A 17,217-nucleotide genomic window follows, 5' to 3' on the forward strand; every position below is an offset into this window, starting at 1 on the left:
TAAAAAAGGAGAATCTGAAGGTGCCCCGCAATGCCCATGACAGACCCTTTCAATAATAAAGTTGCCATCATCACCGGTGCCGCCCAAGGGCTGGGCCTGGCCTATGCCATGGCGCTGGCCGAGCGTGGCGCCCGGGTGGTGATCAGCGACCTGGGGACTGACCGCGCTGGCCAAGGGCAAGACCCGTCAGCACTGGACCAGGCGCTCGCGGCCCTGCAGGCCAAGGGCTGCAACGTGGTCGCCCATGCCGGGCAACTGGAAGACGAACGTGAATGCCAGCAGTTGATCGAGTTGGCCATCGAGCATTTCGGTGCGCTGGACATCCTCATTCACAATGCCGGCTGGGTCGATTACCAGGGGATCGAGGCGCAGGAAGAGGGCTTTCTTCAGCGTGCGCTGGGCATCAGCGTGCACGCCCCGGTGTGGCTGGCCAAGCATGCCTGGAAGTACCTCAAGCACTCGGCGGCGCCGCGTGTGGTGCTGACCACCTCGGACCGCGCCATGTACCAGCGCTATTCGCAGCCCGGCCTGGTGGCCTACTCGGCCGGCAAGATGGCCCAGGTCGGCATCATGAACGCGTTGAGCATGGAAGGGCAGGCGCACGGCATTCTGGTCAATGCCATCTCGCCCGTGGCCAAGACCCGCATGTGGGGCGTGACCGACGCACCGGAAGAGCTCAAGCCCGAATGGGTCACGCCGGGGGTGTTGTACCTGGCCAGTTCACTGTGCCGTGACACGGGGTACATCCTGCGTGCCAGCAACGGGCAGTTCACCGCCACCCGTTTCACCGAGAACAGCGGCGTCAGCTACCCGCGCGACCTGGCGCGGGTGCAGGCGGGCAACCTCAAGGAAGTGGCCGAACGCTGGAGCCGCATCAAGGAATGCCACTATGTGCCGGTCAAGGTCGCCAACACCCGTGCCGACCTGGGCGAAAGCCCGGTCTGGGACGCGCACAGCGGCGCGCTGTACTTCGTCGACATCTCCGGTGGGCGCATCAATCGGCTGAACCCGGATGGTGAGGTCGAGAGCCTGTATGAATCGGCGGCGCGCATTGGTGCCCTGGCGTTGACCGACAAGGGCAACCTGATCTTCACCGAAGACTCCAGCGTCGCCATTCTTGACGTGAACGCGCGCAAGGTGCGGCAGTGTTCCGTGCCGGTCCATCCGCGTTCAACCTACCGCTTCAACGATGGCGCCTGCGACCCCCAGGGGCGTTTTGTCAGCGGCCTGATGGACGAAGCGCCGAGCGGCAATACCGGTGCCTTGTTCCGTTTCGATGCACAGCTGAGCGACGAAGTGATCCACGACGGCATGGCACTGCCCAATGGCCTTGCCTGGTCGGAAGATGGGCACACCGTGTACTTCGTCGACTCGGTCGCCCGTTCCATCTACCGCGCCGAATACCTGCCGGAAGGCCGCCTGGCCGAAGTCGTGCTGTTCGCCGAAACCCCCGCCGAGCTGGGCCGCCCGGATGGCATTGCGCTGGACCGTGAGGGCGGGCTGTGGGTTTGCCAGTTCAATGGCAGTTGCCTGTTGCGTTACGACCGTAACGGCCACCTGACCGACCAGGTGGTGATGCCGGTGCCACGCCCGACCAGTTGCTGCTTTGGCGGCGAAGGCATGGCCACCTTGTACATCACCACGGCGCGTTTCGGCATGAACGCGGTTGAACTGCGGCACTATCCGGATGCCGGCGACCTCTACGCCATTCGCCCGGAAATCGCCGGTATTCACCGCCACGCCTTCAAGGAGTGAGCTGATGCACCCGGCTGGCCGGTAACACGGCCAGTTCGCCAAAGCGCTGCGCTGCATCGATGTAGCGCAGCGCCGACTTGGCGTCTTTCCAGCCTACGTAGCTCATCAACGCCTTCAGCTCCCAACCATTGGCCGTGGCCCAGGTGGCGAAACCGCGGCGCAGGGAGTGGCCGGTGTACAACGCTGCCGGCACCCCGGCACGCTCCAGCATGCGCCTGAGCAGGCCGACCAGGCTGTTGCTGTTGAGCGGCGCGTCGCCGAGATTGCCCCAGCGGTCGAGTTTGCGAAACACCGGGCCATGGGCGATGCCGGCCACTTCCAGCCATTGCAGGTAGGCGGTGACCGGGCACAGCGCCTTGAGTGCCGGGGTGCGGTGCTGCACGCCAAGCGCTTCCCGGTCGCCCTTGCTGCGCGGCAGGAACAGCGTGATGCCGACACCCGCCTCGGCCTGGATATGTTCGATGCGCAGCCGGGCCAGCTCATCACCGCGAAACCCTCGCCAGAACCCCAGCAACAGCAACGCGGCATCGCGACGTGCGCGGCGCAGCGCGGTCAGGTCATGGTTTTCGTGTGCCTGGCGAGCTTCGTCCTCGAAGCACTGCACCGCCGTTTGCAGGTGCTGCAGCAACAGCGGTGCGGCCTGCTTCGGAGGGGTCGGGTGCAGGGTGCGGATACCGCGTAGCACCTGGCGCACCAGCGGTGCCTTGGTCGGGTCGGGGAAGCCCTGGCTGATATGCCATTGGCTAAGGGCCGCAAGGCGTTGGCGCAGGGTGCTCACGGCGTGCTGTCCGGCGTGGTCGGCCAGGTAGCGGGCTACCGCCTCGGCAGTGGCCGGCAGAAAGCCGCCCCAATGGGTTTCGAAATGGTCGATGGCAGCCTGGTAGCTGCGCCGCGTGTTGTCGCGGGTGGCGGCGCGGACGTAGCGCTCGATGTCGGTCATGGTGCGGTAGCCGGTATTCAGTGGTGACACGATAAACCGAATCGGCGGGTATGTCCTGGCACACTTAGCCGCTGTGGCCCATGGCACTGGTTTCGAGTGTATACGCGGGTGAACCCGCTGCCACCAAGTCCTCGATGCCGTTGAAGGGCGGGTAGTCGAGCAGTTGCGCCGGCGACAGCGGGCGGCTGAAGTGATACCCCTGAGCGATGTCGCAACCGGCGAGCTTCAGGCAGACCACTTGCTCGCGGGTTTCCACGCCCTCGGCGACCACCTCCAGGCCCAGGCGCTTGGCCAGGATGATGGTGGAGGAGACGATCGGGCTGTCGTCGTGGCTGTTGGACAGCGGCGCAATCAGCGAGCGGTCGATCTTCAACTTGCTCAACGGCAGCGAATGCAGGTGGGCAAAGCCCGCATAACCGCGCCCGAAATCGTCCAGGCTGATGCCCAGGCCCGCGTCGCGCAGGCGGTGCAAGTGGCCGACTGCAGTGCCCTCGGGGTCGAGGATGGTGGTTTCGGTGATCTCCAGCTCCAGCCGTTGCGCGGCAATTCCGTACCCCTGCAACTGGCTTAACAGCCGCGTGCTGAAGTCTGCCTGGCGCAGTTGCAGCGCCGAGACGTTGACCGCCAGGCGTGCTTCACGGCCCTGGGCGTGCCAGCGCGCCAGTGCTTCGCAGGCCAGGCGCAGCACCTCCCAGCCGAGCTCGATGATGAAGCCGCTGCGTTCGGCCAGGTCGATGAAGCGGTCCGGGTAGAGCAGGCCGAATTCAGGGTGGTCCCAACGCACCAGAGCCTCGTAGCCCAGCACCTGGTGGGTATCGAGGCGGATCTGCGGCTGGTAGTGCAGGACGAACTCGTGCTCGGCCAGGGCTGCGCCAAAGGCCTGTTCGAGGGTGAAGGCATGGATATCGATCAGGTTCAGCGAGGGGTCGAAGAAGCGGTACTGGGCACGCCCGGCCTGCTTGGCCGAGTACATGGCGGCATCGGCGCAGCGGATCAGGCTGTCGATCTCCTGGCCATCGCGTGGGCAGATGCTGACACCGACACTGGGGCTGGTGTTGACCTCCTGGCCATCCAGGGCATAGGTGGCCGAGAGCTTCTGCACCAGTTCGCGTACCCAGGCGTTGATCTGCTCTTCGCTGCGCTGCCCGGCCAGCAGCACCACGAACTCGTCACCGCCAAAGCGCGAGGCCTCGTCGCCGGGCTCCAGCAGGCGCTGAATACGCCCGGCCACGGCTTGCAGCAGCAGGTCGCCGATCTTGTGACCGAGTGAATCGTTGATCGACTTGAAACGGTCCATGTCGATGAACAGGATCGCCATCAGCCGGCGCTGGCCCCGTTGTCGGGTCAGCGCAAACCCCGCCACCTCGACGAACTGGCGGCGGTTGTGCAGGCCGCTGAGGTGATCGGTGGCGGCGGCATGGCTGCTGCGCCGGTGGGCCTCCTCGAGCCGCTCGATCAGTTGCTGGTTGACCTGTTGCGCATGCTCCAGGGCACTGAACGCTTCCTGGCGTTTGCGCAGCAGGCGCAAGGTCCAGGCCAGGCTGGCGAGAATCATCAGGGTCATGCTGAGGTTCAGCCAGAACTGGCGGGCGTAGGCCTGCGTCGAGGGCGCAAGAATCGCTTCGTAGCGCTGGCTGACCACCACGCTGAAGCCGCGTTCGGCAACCCGCCGGTACAGGCTCTGGTAGGCGCCACCGGGTGAGTACTGGGTCAGCGCTCCGGCGTCTGGCCCCGCTTGTGGCAGCCCGGGCTCGAAGTTGTCTGCGGCCATCCGCACGCCACTGGCGTCGATGCGCAGGCGTTCCTGGCCATCGTCCTGCAGCAGGCGTATCAGGCCCGTGCTGCCCAGGTCGATGTGCTGGAACAGAACCGCCAGGTAGCCGATGTCCAGTTGCACCACGAGGATGCTGTCGATTTCACGGCCAGGCAGGTCGGTCAGCGGCATTATGAACGGCAGGCGCCAGCTAGGCATGGCGTTGATGCCGGGTGCTTCGGCGCTGGGCAGGAAGGGTTTGAAACCATAGCGGGCTACGTGCAACTGCAACTGGCGCAGCCAGTCTTCAGGCAGTGTCGCGGCCTCGTCGGCATGGCTGGCCGACACCAGCCGACCCTGCCGGTCATACAGGCTCATGCGTTTGAACACCGGGTCTTCGGCGAGCAGCCGCGCCAGGCTGGCGTTGCCCTGGCGCAGCGCCTTCATGTCGCCCTGGGTGACGCGGCCCACGGCCTGGGCCCGGTCGACCAGCTGGCGCAGGCTCTGCGCGACGATGCTGGCCAGGTTCAGGTGTTCGGCAGCCTTGGCCGACAGTGCATCCTGGCGTGCGGCGGCCTTCTGCGAAACGTGCAGCCCCCACAGAAAGGCCAGGGTGGCTGCACACAGCATCAGGACCAACAGGCGCAGAAGGCTTGCAGAAGAGAGCGAGCGGCGAATCACGGCGGAGGGTCCCGACCCAGGGTGATGCCGGCAAAATACGACAGCAAGATGACAGGCTAATGACTGATGGCCAATTGCCTCTAAGGTTTTGCCGTATCCGCCAAAGGCGTCTGCAGGCGCGTGGTTTCTTCTTCCATATAGGCCATCAACGCGCTGACCTCGGCATCGCCCAGGCGCAGGTTGGGCATCGCCAGGCGGTTGTACTGCTCATACAGCAGCATGGCCAGCGGGTCTTTCTGTGCAAGCATCTGGTCAGGCGCTTTCAGCCAACGGCTCAACCAGCTGGCATCGCGTTGGCGGGTTACCCCCAGCAAGTCGGGGCCGATGCCCTGTTGCATACCGGGCTCGGTGCTGCCCAAGGTGTGGCAGGAGGAGCAGCGGGTACGGAAGATCTGCTCGCCACTGCTGGGCGAGCGCACTTCCGGCGCCTGGGCATAGTCGTTGGCCATGGCGCTGGCTTGTTTCCAGTTGTGCAGGCTGTTGCCCAGGCGGTCGGCGAGGATATAGGGGCTTTCGAAGGGCGAGGCTTTCATCCAGCGGCCGGTGGCCTGGTTGCCGATGATCAGGCTCAGGTTGTGGTCTTTGGAGCGGCCGTTTTCCAGGCCCTCTATGTACAGGCCCAGGCTTCTGCGCAATTGCTCGATGTCGTCGGGCTCGCCGGTGAGCAAGGTCCAGCCGGGGCCGATGGCGAATTTTTCGGCGTAGCGTTTGAGGGTGGCGGGGGTGTCGTTGTAGGGGTCGATGCTGATGGAGTAGAGGAATATATCCTTGCCTACGCGGTCGCCGAGGATCTTCTGCACCTGGCGCAGGCGGGCGGTTTCAACCGGGCAGGAATCGGAGCAGCCGGTGAAGATGAAGTTGATGGCGACGACCCTGTCCTTGATCAGGTCGTCGAAGAAGCGGACCTTTTCGCCATCCTGAGTGAGCAGGGGGGTATTGGGGAAGTAGTCGGCGCCCCAGGGCGTAGCAGCTTCGTTGGTAGGGGCTTGCTGGGGCTGCACGGGCCAGAACGGGACACTGGCAGCGAACAGCGACAGCACGAGCAGAACACGCCATGAGCCGGTCATGATGCACGCCTCGAGAGGTGAGCCAGTGGGGCTGCGCAGCAGCCCCGTTTCGCCAAGCGATTACTTGTAACTGATCGGCACCGTCACGCTTTGCCCCAGTTTCGATTTCACGGTCGCCGTTGCGGGCGTTGCCGGGCCGTAGCCGGAGGTGGTGACCGACACCCGCCAACGGGCACCGGTGGTGGCTGCGGTCAGCGTGGCCGCGCCCAGGTTCAGCGGGCCGTTGGTGGTTGCCACCGACACGTTGATGCTGTTACCGGTGGCGATCGAGGTAGTCCCTATCAGATCCCAGGTGTAACGGTTGCCGCTGCGCAATTGCACCGAGGCACTGCTGACCTGGATAACGTCGACGGGTGCCGCGGGGCTCACTGCAACGCTGACCGTGGCCGGGACCACCGACTCGGCACCTTTGGTATCACGTGCCGAGTAGGTGAAGCTGGCAGTGAAAGGCGTGGCGACAGTGGCCGGCGGGGTGTAAGTCACCGTGGTGCCATTGGTACTGGTGGTACCCTGGCCAGAGTCCGGCTGGCTCAAGCCAATGATGGTCAAGGGCAGATTGCGCTCGGGGTCGGTGTCGTTGGCCAGCACACTCAGCGTAAGTGCCTTGCCTGCTGTGGTAGCTGCGCTGTCGCTGACCGCGACCGGTGGCTTGTTGACATCGTCATCATCGTCATGGGCAGCCGTGCGGAAGGTCGGCAGGCCAACGGAGGCGACGTATTCTACGCCGTCCCAGCCCGGTAACGGGGTTGGCATCACCTGGAATTGGCCAGGGTGTTCCAGGTCCCACCGCAGCAGCATGGACGAATCCTCATGCTGGGTGTTGTGGCAGTGCTCCATGTAGGTCCCGGCGAACTCACGGAAGCGGATGGCCACATCCAGTTCTTCCGAGGAGTCGGTTTCCGAGCCGATGCGGTAGACGTCCTTGCGTGCCCATTTCTCCCATTCTGGCGGTGCCTTGCCGTCGCGGCTGAGCACGATGCCTTCCTCGAAGTGAACGTGGACTGGGTGGCTCCAACCATTACCGCCATTCTTGATCTTCCAAACCTCAAGGGTGCCATCGCCGCTGAAACCGGCGGGTGTGGCTTGGTTGGCCAACTGAGGGGCGGCATTGATGCGCCGTGGGTCCATGCTGTAGCCGAAGCCACCATCGGTCTTGATGGTCCAGGGCTGAGTGTCAGTACCATCCGAACGGCCAAAAAGGAATTCGCGGTGGCGAGCATCCTTGAGTTTGGCCTGGTCGGCAACGGCGTTGCGGTCGAGGGTCAACGGAACCATTTTCAGGCCTGCAGCCTTGCCCGGCTTGGCCGGTTCATAGGCAACTGGGTCCATACTCAGGTCCTGGCCACTGTAGGGCTGTACCAGCAACTGCAGGAACTTGCCCACCACCGGGTCGCCATTGTCCCATTGCGGGCCCTTGCTGGTCTGCTTGATGACAGCCTTGTATTTCTCCGACAGCACGTCCGCCAGCGCGATGGCCATGTTCGGGCCCTTGCCGGACTGGTGCTCCATCAGGTTGATGAAGTACAGCTTGTCGCCGGCCTTGATGCCGTTCTTGGCGAAGTTGATGATGATGTCGTAACGCTCGGCGATGGCTTGCACCGGCAGGATGCCGTTGTTGTCCTTGAGGTCGCCGTCGCCATTGAGGTCCAGGGTGCCGTCGAACGGCACGGCGTGTTCCATGATGTTGCCGTCGTTGGCGATCATGTGGAACGGCACGCGGGCATACGACAGGTTGGAGCCGGTCGGCCCCTTGAACTCGCCGCTGGTGCCGGCGATTTCACGCACCACAGCGAACTTGAAGTAGCGCGATACCGAGCCGTTGAGCAGGCGGAAACGGTAGCTGCGCGCCCGCACTTTGAGCTTTGGCTGGTACTGCCAGTTGACCAGGATCTGGTCGCCGAGGAAGCCGTCGGTGTTGAACGGGTTGAACCACAACTGGCCGTTGGCATCCCAGGCCTTGTCGGCGATCACCAGGTTGACGTCGTAGTCGCGGTTGCCCCACGGCATGCCCGAACCACTGGGCAAGCGCAGGTTGACGCCGTCCTGCAGGGCCTCGTTGCCGCGGTCCAGGGCGCTGTAATAGTTCATCATCGCGGCGTTGCCTTTGTAGACGTTCTGCGCCGTGAAATCCATCATGTGGTCGTGGAACCAGTGGCTACTCATGGTTTCGCGCCAGTCGCCACGAATCTTGATGCTGCCGTTTTCGCAGGTCTTCAGGCCAGGCGACGCATCATTCACAAACAAGGTTTCGCCAGGTGAGCAAGGGAACGCTGCACGCGGGTCCTGGGCACGGGTATTGATCGTGTCGTAGCCAGCCAACTGGACCGGCCAACGGTAGTCGTAGTACTGGCCGGGGAAAAAGTAGGCATTGGCAAAGCCATCGCTCTCGGCCGGTGAGTGGCCGTTATGCTCGTGGGTCGAGAGGGTGTGCAGGCCAAAGCCACCGTTGGCCGAAGGGTCGATCGGCAGGGCGTTGTAGTGGCGCATCAGGATCGGCTGGCCATACCGCACCATCAGCAGCTTGGGCGGGAAGGTGCCATCGAACGACCACAGCGATTTGTGGTTTTGCAGGGGCATGCTTGGGTGAAAACGGGTGTCGATGCCCTTGGTGGTGCCCAGCGTGGTAGGGATGTCCGAGGTCTGGTAGTACAGCCCGCCCGGCGCGAACTCGCCGGCCGCATAGTTGTGCAATTGCTTGCGGTCTCGCAGCCCGAGGTTGATGCGTGCACCGGCTTGGGCGGTCTTGAATGCAGCCTGGGGGTAGAACTCGTTCCAGCGCTGATGGGACCAGCCTTTTCCTGGTGGCCGGCCCTCAGCCGGCGAACCGACCGGTTGGCGGTTGAGGAACATTTCGATCTGCGCCTTCCAGGGGTTGCGGTCGAGCACGTTGGCGTATTGGGTCGGGAAAGGGTACAGGCCAGGTTGTTTTAGAAACGCCTCCAGCGCCGTGCCACTGGGGCCGCTGCGGGCGACGATGTTGGGGTCTTGCGCAGGCGCGGCGCCGAGGGTCGGCACCGGGAACGTCAGGCTAGGTACCGGGATGCTTGGGTCGAGCTTCTCGGGGCCGAACTCTTCGAACAGCAGCAGTTGCTGGGTGAACGGCTGCGCACCGAACAGCGGGCTCGGTTTACCGTTGGTGGGGTATTTTTCGGAGGTTTGCAGGGCGGGCGGCAGCACGTTGTCCTTGCGAACGGTGGTGCGGTCGCCGTAGCCACCGTCGGTAAGTTCCAGTGAGCCTTCGTTGGCTTCCGGCAGGGTATACAAATTGAGTAACGCCGGGTTCGGGTCGGCCGGCTGATTGGAGTAAGCCGACGGGTCGGTCGGCGGGGGCTGGCTGACGTCATCGAGGGAGGAGGCCATGGCCGGGATCAGCCCGAGGCTGAACATCAATGCAGTGACGGAAGACAATTTGAATGCATGCCTTGTGGGTTGGGTCTTGGCCGATGTTTTCATTGCCTTGTGCCTCGCTCGCGGCTCTATGGCTTGGAGCCATCAATGGCGTTTTGCCTGGTTAATGGACCTGAGCAACGGCTGTGCCAACTGATAATTCAGTAATGCTTTGTTAAACAAAACCTTGCGAGGCCTGAATGAGGTGCGGTAGGGAGGCGTCAAAAAACGGGTGTAAGTACCCACAAACGGGTCATGCTTCACCCACTGTTTGGGTAGTGACAGCACCTTCGTACCTGCTGTATACCTGTGCGCCACCAAGGGGAGCCCCGGCAACGGGCTGAGAAACCGCTGAATGCTTTAGCGCGGTGACCCTTCGAACCTGATCCGGATCATGCCGGCGAAGGGATGGGACTTGCGACCTGCCTTTTTGCCGGCCTCACTGCGAGGCCAGTCCATGCCAGCTGCAACGGTCTCGCTGTCACCCCCTGCAGAGGACAGCATCATGACCGAACGCTTCACGCAAACCCTGCGCCGCCAAAGCGAGCCGACCTGGTCGGCGGCCGTGGGGCACCGTTTCGTTACCCAACTGTGCGACGGCAGCCTGCCGGACCCGATCATGGTCCGCTACCTGGTGCAGGATCACCGTTTTCTCGACAGCTTCCTGACCCTGCTCGGCGCTGCCATCGCGACCGCCGACACCTTCGAGGCGCGCCTGCGCTTCGGCCAGTTCGCCGGGATGATCTCGAGTGATGAAAACACCTATTTCCTGCGTGCTTTCGAGGCGCTGGACGTAAGCCCGGCACAGCGCGTAGACGCCGAGGACACTGCCCCAACTGCAGGTTTCAAGGCCATCATGCGCGAAGCAGCGGCCACCCGTTCGTATGCCGCCGCGCTGGCTGTGCTGAACGTTGCCGAAGGCTTGTACCTGGACTGGGCAATCAAAGCCCCCAAGCCCTTGCCCGAGCACTTCGTGCATGCCGAATGGATCACCCTGCACGACAACCCGGCGTTCCAGGCCTTCGTTGACTTTCTGCAAGCCGAGCTGGACCGCGTGGGGCCGCAGGAGGCTGAGCTGAGCACCGACTTCTACCTGCGTACCGTGGCCCTGGAACTGGCTTTCTTCGATGCTGTGTATGAGGGGGCGGCTTGAGCATGGATATTTTCGATCGCCTCAAAGCCGCCCGCGCCGGCCAGTGGAATCGCTATGTCGATCACGATTTCGTGCGGCAGATGGGCGAAGGCACGCTGAGCGAAGCTGCGTTTCGGACTTACCTGGTGCAGGACTACCTGTTCCTGATCCAGTTCGCCCGCGCCTGGGCGCTGGCCGCCTACAAAAGCCGCCTGCCCGCTGACATTCGTGCCGCCCAGGCAGGCCTGGCGGCGATTCTCGACGAAACCGAACTGCACCTGCGCCTGTGCGCCCGCTGGGGGCTGACCGAGGCCGATATCCAGGCTGCGCCGGAGCATCAGGCCACGGTGGCCTATACCCGCTATGTGCTCGATTGCGGCGCTGCTGGCGATCTGCTTGAGCTGCACGTGGCGTTGGCCCCCTGTGTGATCGGCTATGCCGAAATCGGGCGCACGTTGGCGCAGCGTATTGGCGACCTGAGCCAGCACCCTTACCGTGAGTGGATTGGTGAGTACGCCGGGGAGGGCTATCAGGCCGTGGCGGCCAATGCGCGCAAGCACCTGGATGAACTGGCGGCGCGCAGCATGACCGAGCAACGATTCGTCGAACTGGCAGGCATCTTCGGCCAGGCCTCGAGCCTTGAAGCCGACTTCTGGCAGATGGGGCTCGATGGCGCTGCCTAGCAGACTGCCCCCGTAAGCTGCGTATCCTGTGGGAGCGGGCTTGCCCCGCGAATGGGGCACACGGTGCGTGGCACCGGCTTCGCCGGTGTTCGCGGGGCAAGCCCGCTCCCACACGCCCCCCATTACCTCGATTGGATCAATGCCCCCCCTTCATGCGACGGGCCACCAGGTAAATCCCCAAACCGACCAATGCCGTAGCCGCACCGATGTAACCCGTACTGGTCCAGCCCAGCCCCGCGGTGATGGCCATGCCACCCAACCACGGCCCAAGCGCGTTGGCCAGGTTGAACGCCGCATGGTTCGAAGCCGCCGCCAGGCTTGGCGCTTCATGGGCAATATCCATCAGGCGAATCTGCAACGGCGCGGCCAGGGCAATCATGGTGCCGACCAGGCCGACGCCCAGCAGCAGCGTCCAAAGCGATTGTGCCGCAAAGGTGAAAAACAGCAGCACAGCAATCGACCAGACCAACACCAGGCCCACGGCGCGGAACTGCAGGCGATCGAACAGCTTGCCACCGGCGATGTTGCCAACGATGCCACCCACGCCAAAGGCGGCCAGGCCAAAGGGGATCCAGTGCGGCGACACCTGGGTCACGTGCAGCATGGTCGGTGCCAGGTAGCTGAACACACAGAACATGCCGGCAAACCCGATCGAGGCAATGGCCAGTGCCATCCACACCTGGGGCAGGGCGAACGCCTGCAGTTCCTTGCGCGGGTCGCTGCGCACCTCATCGTGCGGTTGCGGCACGAAGCGCCAGACCAGGGCGATGGTGCACAGGGCAATCAGCCCGACCAACACAAACGCAGAGCGCCAGCCAAAGTACTGCCCCAGGAAGGTCGCAACCGGGTTGCCCAGCAGCATGGCCAACGTCAGGCCCATCATCACCCGCGCGACGGCTCCCGCCCGCTGGTTGTTTGCCACCATGCTCGATGCCACCACCGCCGCAATGCCGAAGTACGCGCCATGGGGCAGGCCGCTGATGAAGCGAAAGGCCACCAGGCCGCCGAAGGAGGGGGCAAATGCCGTGGCCAGGTTGCCCAAGGCATACAGCGCCATCAACAGCAGCAGCATGTGCTTGCGCAGCAGCTTGGCGCCGAGGATCGCCAGCGTCGGGGCACCGACCATCACGCCCAGCGCATAGGCACTGATGGCATGGCCCACCTCAGGCTCGCTCAGTTGCAGGTTGCTGGCGATGTCCGGCATCAACCCCATGATGGCGAATTCGCCGGTGCCGATGGCAAAGCTGCCCAGCGCCATGGCGGCTTCCATCTTGGCGACAGTGCGTTTCGGGAGGGGGAGCGGTGGTGGTTCTTGGACAGACATTTGAATCCTTATTGAAACATGCTGAAACGTTCAAGGCGGAATCATAGTCAATCCGGGAGAGGCACGTCGAGGCTGCAGGGGGCTTGCGATGTGCTTGTCGCAAGTTCTTTGGCGCCTATGAGATCGAGCGCCGCGTGGGCGGCGCTCGATCTCATAGGCGCTGAACCTCCCAAGCCCTACACCAAGGCCTACTTGAACCCGGTAACCGCATGCGGCACATAAGGCGCTTCCAGCCGCATGACCTCTTCATCACTCAACTCAAGCCCCAACGCCGCAATGGCATCGTCAAGGTGCGCAGGCTTCGATGCACCAATAATCGGTGCAGACACGCCGCGTTGCCCGAGCACCCAGGCCAACGCCACCTGCGCCATGGGTACGCCACGTTCAGCGGCAATCTGCTCGACCACATCAATCACCCGCCCATCCTCGGCTTCGGTCCGCTCATAGAACGACTTGCCGGAAACATCGCTCAGCGTGCGCGCCGTTTCCTGCCCCTTGGGCCGGGTCAGCCGTCCGCGTGCCAGCGGGCTCCAGGGCATCAGCCCGACGCCTTGGTCCTGGCACAAGGGGATCATTTCCCGCTCTTCTTCCCGATACACCAGGTTGAGGTAGTTCTGCATCGAGACGAACCGGCTCCAGCCATTGGCCGCGGCAACGTGCTGGGCTTTGGCGAACTGCCAGGCGTACATCGACGAGGCACCGATGTAGCGGGCCTTGCCGGCCTTGACCACATCGTGCAGCGCTTCCATGGTTTCTTCGATGGGGGTGTGATAGTCCCAGCGATGCACTTGGTACAGGTCGACGTAATCCACCCCCAGGCGGCTCAGGCTCGCGTCGATACTGCTGAAGATGGCTTTGCGCGAAAGGCCTTGCTCATTGGGCTTGCTGGCGCCTTCCCACATGTTCGCGGGGTAGAAGACCTTGGTCGCGATCACCGTGTCCTCACGGCGCGTAAACGCCTTGAGCAGTTGGCCCAGGATGACCTCCGAGGTGCCGGCCGAATAGCTGTTGGCCGTGTCGAAGAAGTTGATGCCCTGTTCCACCGCGTGGCGGATGATCGGGCGGCTCTGGTCCACATCCAGGGTCCAGGGATGGGTACCGGCATCGGGGTCACCGAATGTCATGCACCCCAGGCACAGCCGGGAGACATCCAGGCCGGTGTTTCCGAGTTTGACGTACTGCATCTGCGTGCCCTCTCTGGCGGCATTGCCCGGCGCAGGTTGCCGAGCGATGGCACAAGGTTAACGGCGATGCGGCACTGCGCAAATTCCCGGAATGTGCAGGCGATGTTTGCAAAAATTCACAAGCGAAGCAGGGGCTTCACCTGTTCGATCAAAAAGTCGGTCACGGCTTTGATGCGGGGTGTATTGCGCACGTCTTCATGAACCGCCAGCCAGATTTCGATGCTCATCGAACTGTTGTCGTTGGCTGGCTTGAGCCCGTATTCCTCAGCCATGAAGGCGGGCAGGCAGGCAATGCCCACGCCCCCGGCTGCTGCCTGGGCCTGGATGCGCAAGTCGTTGCTTTGCAGGGCGAAAGGGCGGCCTGTGGCGTGCTTGAGCAGCCACAGTTGCTGTGGGGATTTGGCCTGGGATTCGTCGTAGCCGATATACACCTGCGGTTCGCGTTGGCGTAGGTAGGCCGCCGAGGCGTACAGCGTGTATTCCAGATGGCCGAGCAAGCTGGCCACCAAGGTGGGTTCGGTGGGCCTGGCCAAGGCAATGGCCACGTCTGCTTCGCGACGCGCCAACGAGGCGCGCGACTTGCTGCCGACCAGTTTTAACTGCAAATGGGGGTAGCGTTGATACAGTGCCCCCAGCCTGCGTGCCACCATGCTGCCCAGCAGCGCAGGGGGGGCAGCAATCACCACTTCGCCTTCAACGGTATGTTGGTCGGCACTGGCAAAGTGCTCCAGTGCAAACGAAGAGGCCAGCATCTGCTCGGCGAACTCGCCGACCCGCAAGCCTTGTTCGGTGAGGGCGTAGGCCCGTGGCCGGCGGTCCACCAGTTTGAGCTGCAAGGACGCTTCGAGCGAGCTGATGCGCCGGGCCACGGTGGCGTGGTCAACGCCCAGGCGCTTGGCGGCGGCCGAGAGCGAGCCGGCGCTGATGAAAGCAGAAAAGTGACGCAGGTCTTCCCAATCGAACATGACAGGCCTCGGCTGTGAGGCCTGATGATACGCGGATTCAAGCGGTGCCCGTCAGCCGGGTTGTACCGCCATATGCTCAGCCCGTGCCTGCAGGCGCGCCACGCCGGGCACGCACAGCATGGCCAGCAGGGCTACGCCCGCCGCCACATAACCGAGCGACGATACACCGAACGCGGGGATGACCAACCCACCCAGCAGCGCGCCCAGGCCGATCCCGGCATTGGCGGCGGATACGTTGGTAGTGCCGGCCAACGCCTGGGAATGCGACACCGCGTTCATCACCCGGACTTGGCAGATGGGGTACAGCGCCGTGTTGGCGATGCCCCACAGGGCCAGCGCCGCCCAGAGCGTAATCGGTGCCGAAGCCAGCGGGCTGAATGCCGCCATGCCCACCCCTAGCAAAGCCAGGAACAGCGCAGTGGCCTTGATCGGCGATTGCCTGACCGCGCGACCACCCAGCCAGTTGCCCAGCAAACCGATGGCACCGAAGCCCATCAGCCACCAGCCGACATCCGCTGTTGCCACACCTGCGGTGCGCTCAAGCATGTCTGCGAGGTAGGTGTAGGCAATGAACATGGCGGTGAACACCAAGACCGAGAGGGCCACGTTGGCCAGGAAGATAGGTTCACGGAAAATTCGCGCCTGCTGGCTGAAGTCGACTTTAGGCTGGCGGGCAACCGCTGGCATCCAGGCCAGCACGGCAAAGGCCATCAGCGCTGATGCGGCGGCCAATACCCAGAAGGCGCCGCGCCAGCCGATGGCATTGGCCGCCAAGGTACCCAGCGGGATACCGAGCAGCAGGGCCGCTGAGATGCCCAGGTACACCTGCGCGACGGCCTGCCCCTGGCGATCTGCGCTGACCATCCTGGCCGCCGTCTCGCTGGCCGTCCCCCAGAAAACCGGCAGTGCCAGGGCGGGCAAGAATCGCGCTACTGCTAGCACCCAGATGTTCGGCGCAATGGCAGCAAGCGCATTGGCCGCAGCGAACAAGGCCAGGATGGCTGCGAACAGCTTGCGCCTGTCCAGGTGGGCAAGTGCTGCTGTCAGCGGCGGGCCGGCGAGCATGACGGTGAAGGCGAACAGCGTGATCAGCTGCCCGGCACTGGAAATCGACACATCAAGGTCTCTTGCCAGCCCCGGCAGCAGGCCAACCATCAAAAACTCGGTGGTTACGATCAGAAAGGCCGAGGTGGCGAGGATCAACGTCCCCAAGGTGGCGCGTCGATTGGTCGCCAAGCCCAGGGGAGGGCGTTCAACAGCAGTCATGCAGGCAGTTCCTGAAATCAAAGGTGCTGCCATTGTATTGATTCAAAAAAAGCTTATCGCTGGCAAAAATTCACTGGCTTGGCGAATATTATTCACTAATCACCGGGCTGCAGAACGTGGCCGTCCATGCGCAGTGATTGCAACAATACGTCCAGTAACGCCCTGACGCGCGGCAGGGCCTCGCGCTTCCTGAGCCATACCACGTTCATCGGCAAGCCCTCTGTTGCCAGGTGCGGCAATACTTCAACCAACTCGCCACAGGCCAGTTGCTGGTTGACCAGCCAGGTAGGCACCTGGGTGATGCCCAAGCCTTGCAGCACGGCCTGTACCACACCTTCGCCATCGCCAATGGCAAGCCGCGCCGGCATGAAGCGCCGTTCCATTTCGCCAGGCTGGGTACCGGTCATGTGCCAAGGGCTGCCCAAACCGTCGGCTTGCCCGTAAACCACACAGTCATGGGCGTGCAGGTCACGCTCATCGACGGGCGTGCCGCGTGCTTGCAAGTAGGCCGGTGACGCGCAAAAGATGACCCGCTGAGCGCCGATGAACTGGTGGCCCAGCTCGTCCGGCCAAACGTCCGGGCCGCCAATACGTACCACGATATCGATGCCCTGTTCGGTCGGGTTGACGAAGCTGTCGGTAAAGGACACGTGTGGCTGCAGCTGATGATGGCGCTTGATGTAGTCGAGGATAACCGGCAATACGTGCAGCCGCCCGTAGGCCGCAGGCAGGTCGATACGCACTCTGCCTCGCGGCTCGAAGTAGTCCTCGTGCAGCGACAGCTCCGATTCTTCGAGGTCGGCCAGCACCCGTGAGCAGGTCTTGTAGAAGGTCTGCCCCGCGTCAGTCAGGGCAAGCCGGCGGGTGGTGCGTTCGAACAGGCGCAGCCCCAGGCGCGCTTCCAGCCGCGCGATACCTTTACTGACCGCCGAACTTGTCAGGTTCAGGCGCTGCGCTGCCGCCGCAAAACTGCCGAGGTCTGCAACGCAGACAAATACATCGATGCCTTTCAGGCGCTCTGATGAGTGCACATCAACCCTTATGTCATGAATAGCCGTCTTGCCACTCTAATTGAACCGA

12 protein-coding genes, 1 pseudogene and 1 riboswitch are annotated in these 17,217 nt (G+C 63.4%); of the genes and pseudogenes, 4 read left to right on the forward strand and 9 right to left on the reverse strand.

Annotation, left to right across the window (positions count from 1 at the left end; translation table 11 throughout):
- Positions 1–36: 36 nt before the first annotated feature.
- Both LOY26_RS26875 and LOY26_RS26880 read left to right on the forward strand, forming a co-directional pair.
- A pseudogene (locus LOY26_RS26875) lies at positions 37–672 on the forward strand (SDR family NAD(P)-dependent oxidoreductase); the annotation flags it as partial.
- Positions 646–1,755, forward strand: coding sequence for an SMP-30/gluconolactonase/LRE family protein (locus LOY26_RS26880; RefSeq protein ID WP_309475613.1), 1,110 nt, complete (start codon positions 646–648; stop codon positions 1,753–1,755). The pseudogene LOY26_RS26875 and the gene LOY26_RS26880, both read left to right, overlap by 27 nt.
- Here the strand turns inward: LOY26_RS26880 and LOY26_RS12530 are convergent.
- The 4 genes from LOY26_RS12530 to LOY26_RS12545 form a co-directional block, all read right to left on the reverse strand.
- Positions 1,745–2,725, reverse strand: a complete 981-nt coding sequence (locus LOY26_RS12530) for a site-specific integrase (RefSeq protein ID WP_258714837.1) — start codon at positions 2,723–2,725, stop codon at positions 1,745–1,747. The genes LOY26_RS26880 and LOY26_RS12530 overlap by 11 nt on opposite strands.
- A 34-nt stretch (positions 2,726–2,759) precedes the next feature.
- Positions 2,760–5,129 (reverse strand): bifunctional diguanylate cyclase/phosphodiesterase, encoded by a 2,370-nt coding sequence (locus LOY26_RS12535; protein ID WP_258714838.1) that lies wholly within the window; start codon positions 5,127–5,129, stop codon positions 2,760–2,762.
- Positions 5,130–5,209: 80 nt separating this feature from the next.
- Positions 5,210–6,196, reverse strand: coding sequence for an SCO family protein (locus LOY26_RS12540; RefSeq protein ID WP_258714839.1), 987 nt, complete (start codon positions 6,194–6,196; stop codon positions 5,210–5,212).
- Positions 6,197–6,256: 60 nt separating this feature from the next.
- The gene (locus LOY26_RS12545) at positions 6,257–9,583 is read right to left on the reverse strand and encodes an Ig-like domain-containing protein (protein WP_408980772.1); all 3,327 of its coding nucleotides are present in this window, start codon (positions 9,581–9,583) and stop codon (positions 6,257–6,259) included.
- A gap of 310 nt (positions 9,584–9,893) precedes the next feature.
- Positions 9,894–10,009: riboswitch (TPP riboswitch) on the forward strand.
- 79 nt (positions 10,010–10,088) lie between these two features.
- Between LOY26_RS12545 and LOY26_RS12550 the strand changes: the two genes are divergently transcribed.
- Together LOY26_RS12550 and tenA are read left to right on the forward strand one after the other, a co-directional pair.
- On the forward strand, positions 10,089–10,736 hold the full coding sequence (locus LOY26_RS12550; protein ID WP_258714840.1) for a TenA family protein: 648 nt from the start codon (positions 10,089–10,091) through the stop codon (positions 10,734–10,736).
- A gap of 2 nt (positions 10,737–10,738) precedes the next feature.
- Positions 10,739–11,398 carry a thiaminase II gene (tenA, locus tag LOY26_RS12555; RefSeq protein ID WP_033697781.1) on the forward strand — a complete coding sequence of 220 codons (660 nt, stop codon included), beginning with the start codon at positions 10,739–10,741 and terminating at the stop codon, positions 11,396–11,398.
- A gap of 136 nt (positions 11,399–11,534) precedes the next feature.
- Here the strand turns inward: tenA and LOY26_RS12560 are convergent, their stop codons facing one another.
- The 5 genes from LOY26_RS12560 to LOY26_RS12580 all read right to left on the reverse strand — a co-directional run bounded on the left by LOY26_RS12560 (position 11,535) and on the right by LOY26_RS12580 (position 17,168).
- Entirely contained in the window at positions 11,535–12,722 is a 1,188-nt protein-coding gene (locus tag LOY26_RS12560; RefSeq protein WP_186653060.1) for an MFS transporter, read from the reverse strand.
- A gap of 188 nt (positions 12,723–12,910) precedes the next feature.
- The gene (locus LOY26_RS12565) at positions 12,911–13,906 is read right to left on the reverse strand and encodes an aldo/keto reductase (RefSeq protein ID WP_186653063.1); all 996 of its coding nucleotides are present in this window, start codon (positions 13,904–13,906) and stop codon (positions 12,911–12,913) included.
- A gap of 116 nt (positions 13,907–14,022) precedes the next feature.
- A complete protein-coding gene (locus LOY26_RS12570; protein WP_258714841.1) occupies positions 14,023–14,871 on the reverse strand; it encodes a LysR family transcriptional regulator in 849 nt (282 codons plus the stop codon).
- 51 nt (positions 14,872–14,922) lie between these two features.
- A complete protein-coding gene (locus LOY26_RS12575; protein WP_258714842.1) occupies positions 14,923–16,137 on the reverse strand; it encodes an MFS transporter in 1,215 nt (404 codons plus the stop codon).
- A gap of 95 nt (positions 16,138–16,232) precedes the next feature.
- Complete coding sequence (locus LOY26_RS12580) at positions 16,233–17,168, reverse strand: LysR family transcriptional regulator (protein WP_186664529.1); 936 nt, start codon at positions 17,166–17,168, stop codon at positions 16,233–16,235.
- Between the last annotated feature and the right edge of the window lie 49 nt (positions 17,169–17,217).

Origin of the sequence: Pseudomonas sp. B21-047, assembly GCF_024748775.1 — a bacterium.
Taxonomy (GTDB): Bacteria; Pseudomonadota; Gammaproteobacteria; order Pseudomonadales; family Pseudomonadaceae; genus Aquipseudomonas; species Aquipseudomonas capeferrum.

Coding starts and splice junctions, on each gene's coding strand:
- LOY26_RS26880 (WP_309475613.1), top strand. CDS start 646: ATGTGGGGCGTGACCGACGCACCGGAAGAGCTCAAGCCCGAATGGGTC.
- LOY26_RS12540 (WP_258714839.1), bottom strand. CDS start 6,196: ATGACCGGCTCATGGCGTGTTCTGCTCGTGCTGTCGCTGTTCGCTGCC.
- LOY26_RS12545 (WP_408980772.1), bottom strand. CDS start 9,583: ATGTTCAGCCTCGGGCTGATCCCGGCCATGGCCTCCTCCCTCGATGAC.
- LOY26_RS12550 (WP_258714840.1), top strand. CDS start 10,089: ATGACCGAACGCTTCACGCAAACCCTGCGCCGCCAAAGCGAGCCGACC.
- tenA (WP_033697781.1), top strand. CDS start 10,739: ATGGATATTTTCGATCGCCTCAAAGCCGCCCGCGCCGGCCAGTGGAAT.
- LOY26_RS12560 (WP_186653060.1), bottom strand. CDS start 12,722: ATGTCTGTCCAAGAACCACCACCGCTCCCCCTCCCGAAACGCACTGTC.
- LOY26_RS12565 (WP_186653063.1), bottom strand. CDS start 13,906: ATGCAGTACGTCAAACTCGGAAACACCGGCCTGGATGTCTCCCGGCTG.
- LOY26_RS12570 (WP_258714841.1), bottom strand. CDS start 14,871: ATGTTCGATTGGGAAGACCTGCGTCACTTTTCTGCTTTCATCAGCGCC.
- LOY26_RS12575 (WP_258714842.1), bottom strand. CDS start 16,137: ATGACTGCTGTTGAACGCCCTCCCCTGGGCTTGGCGACCAATCGACGC.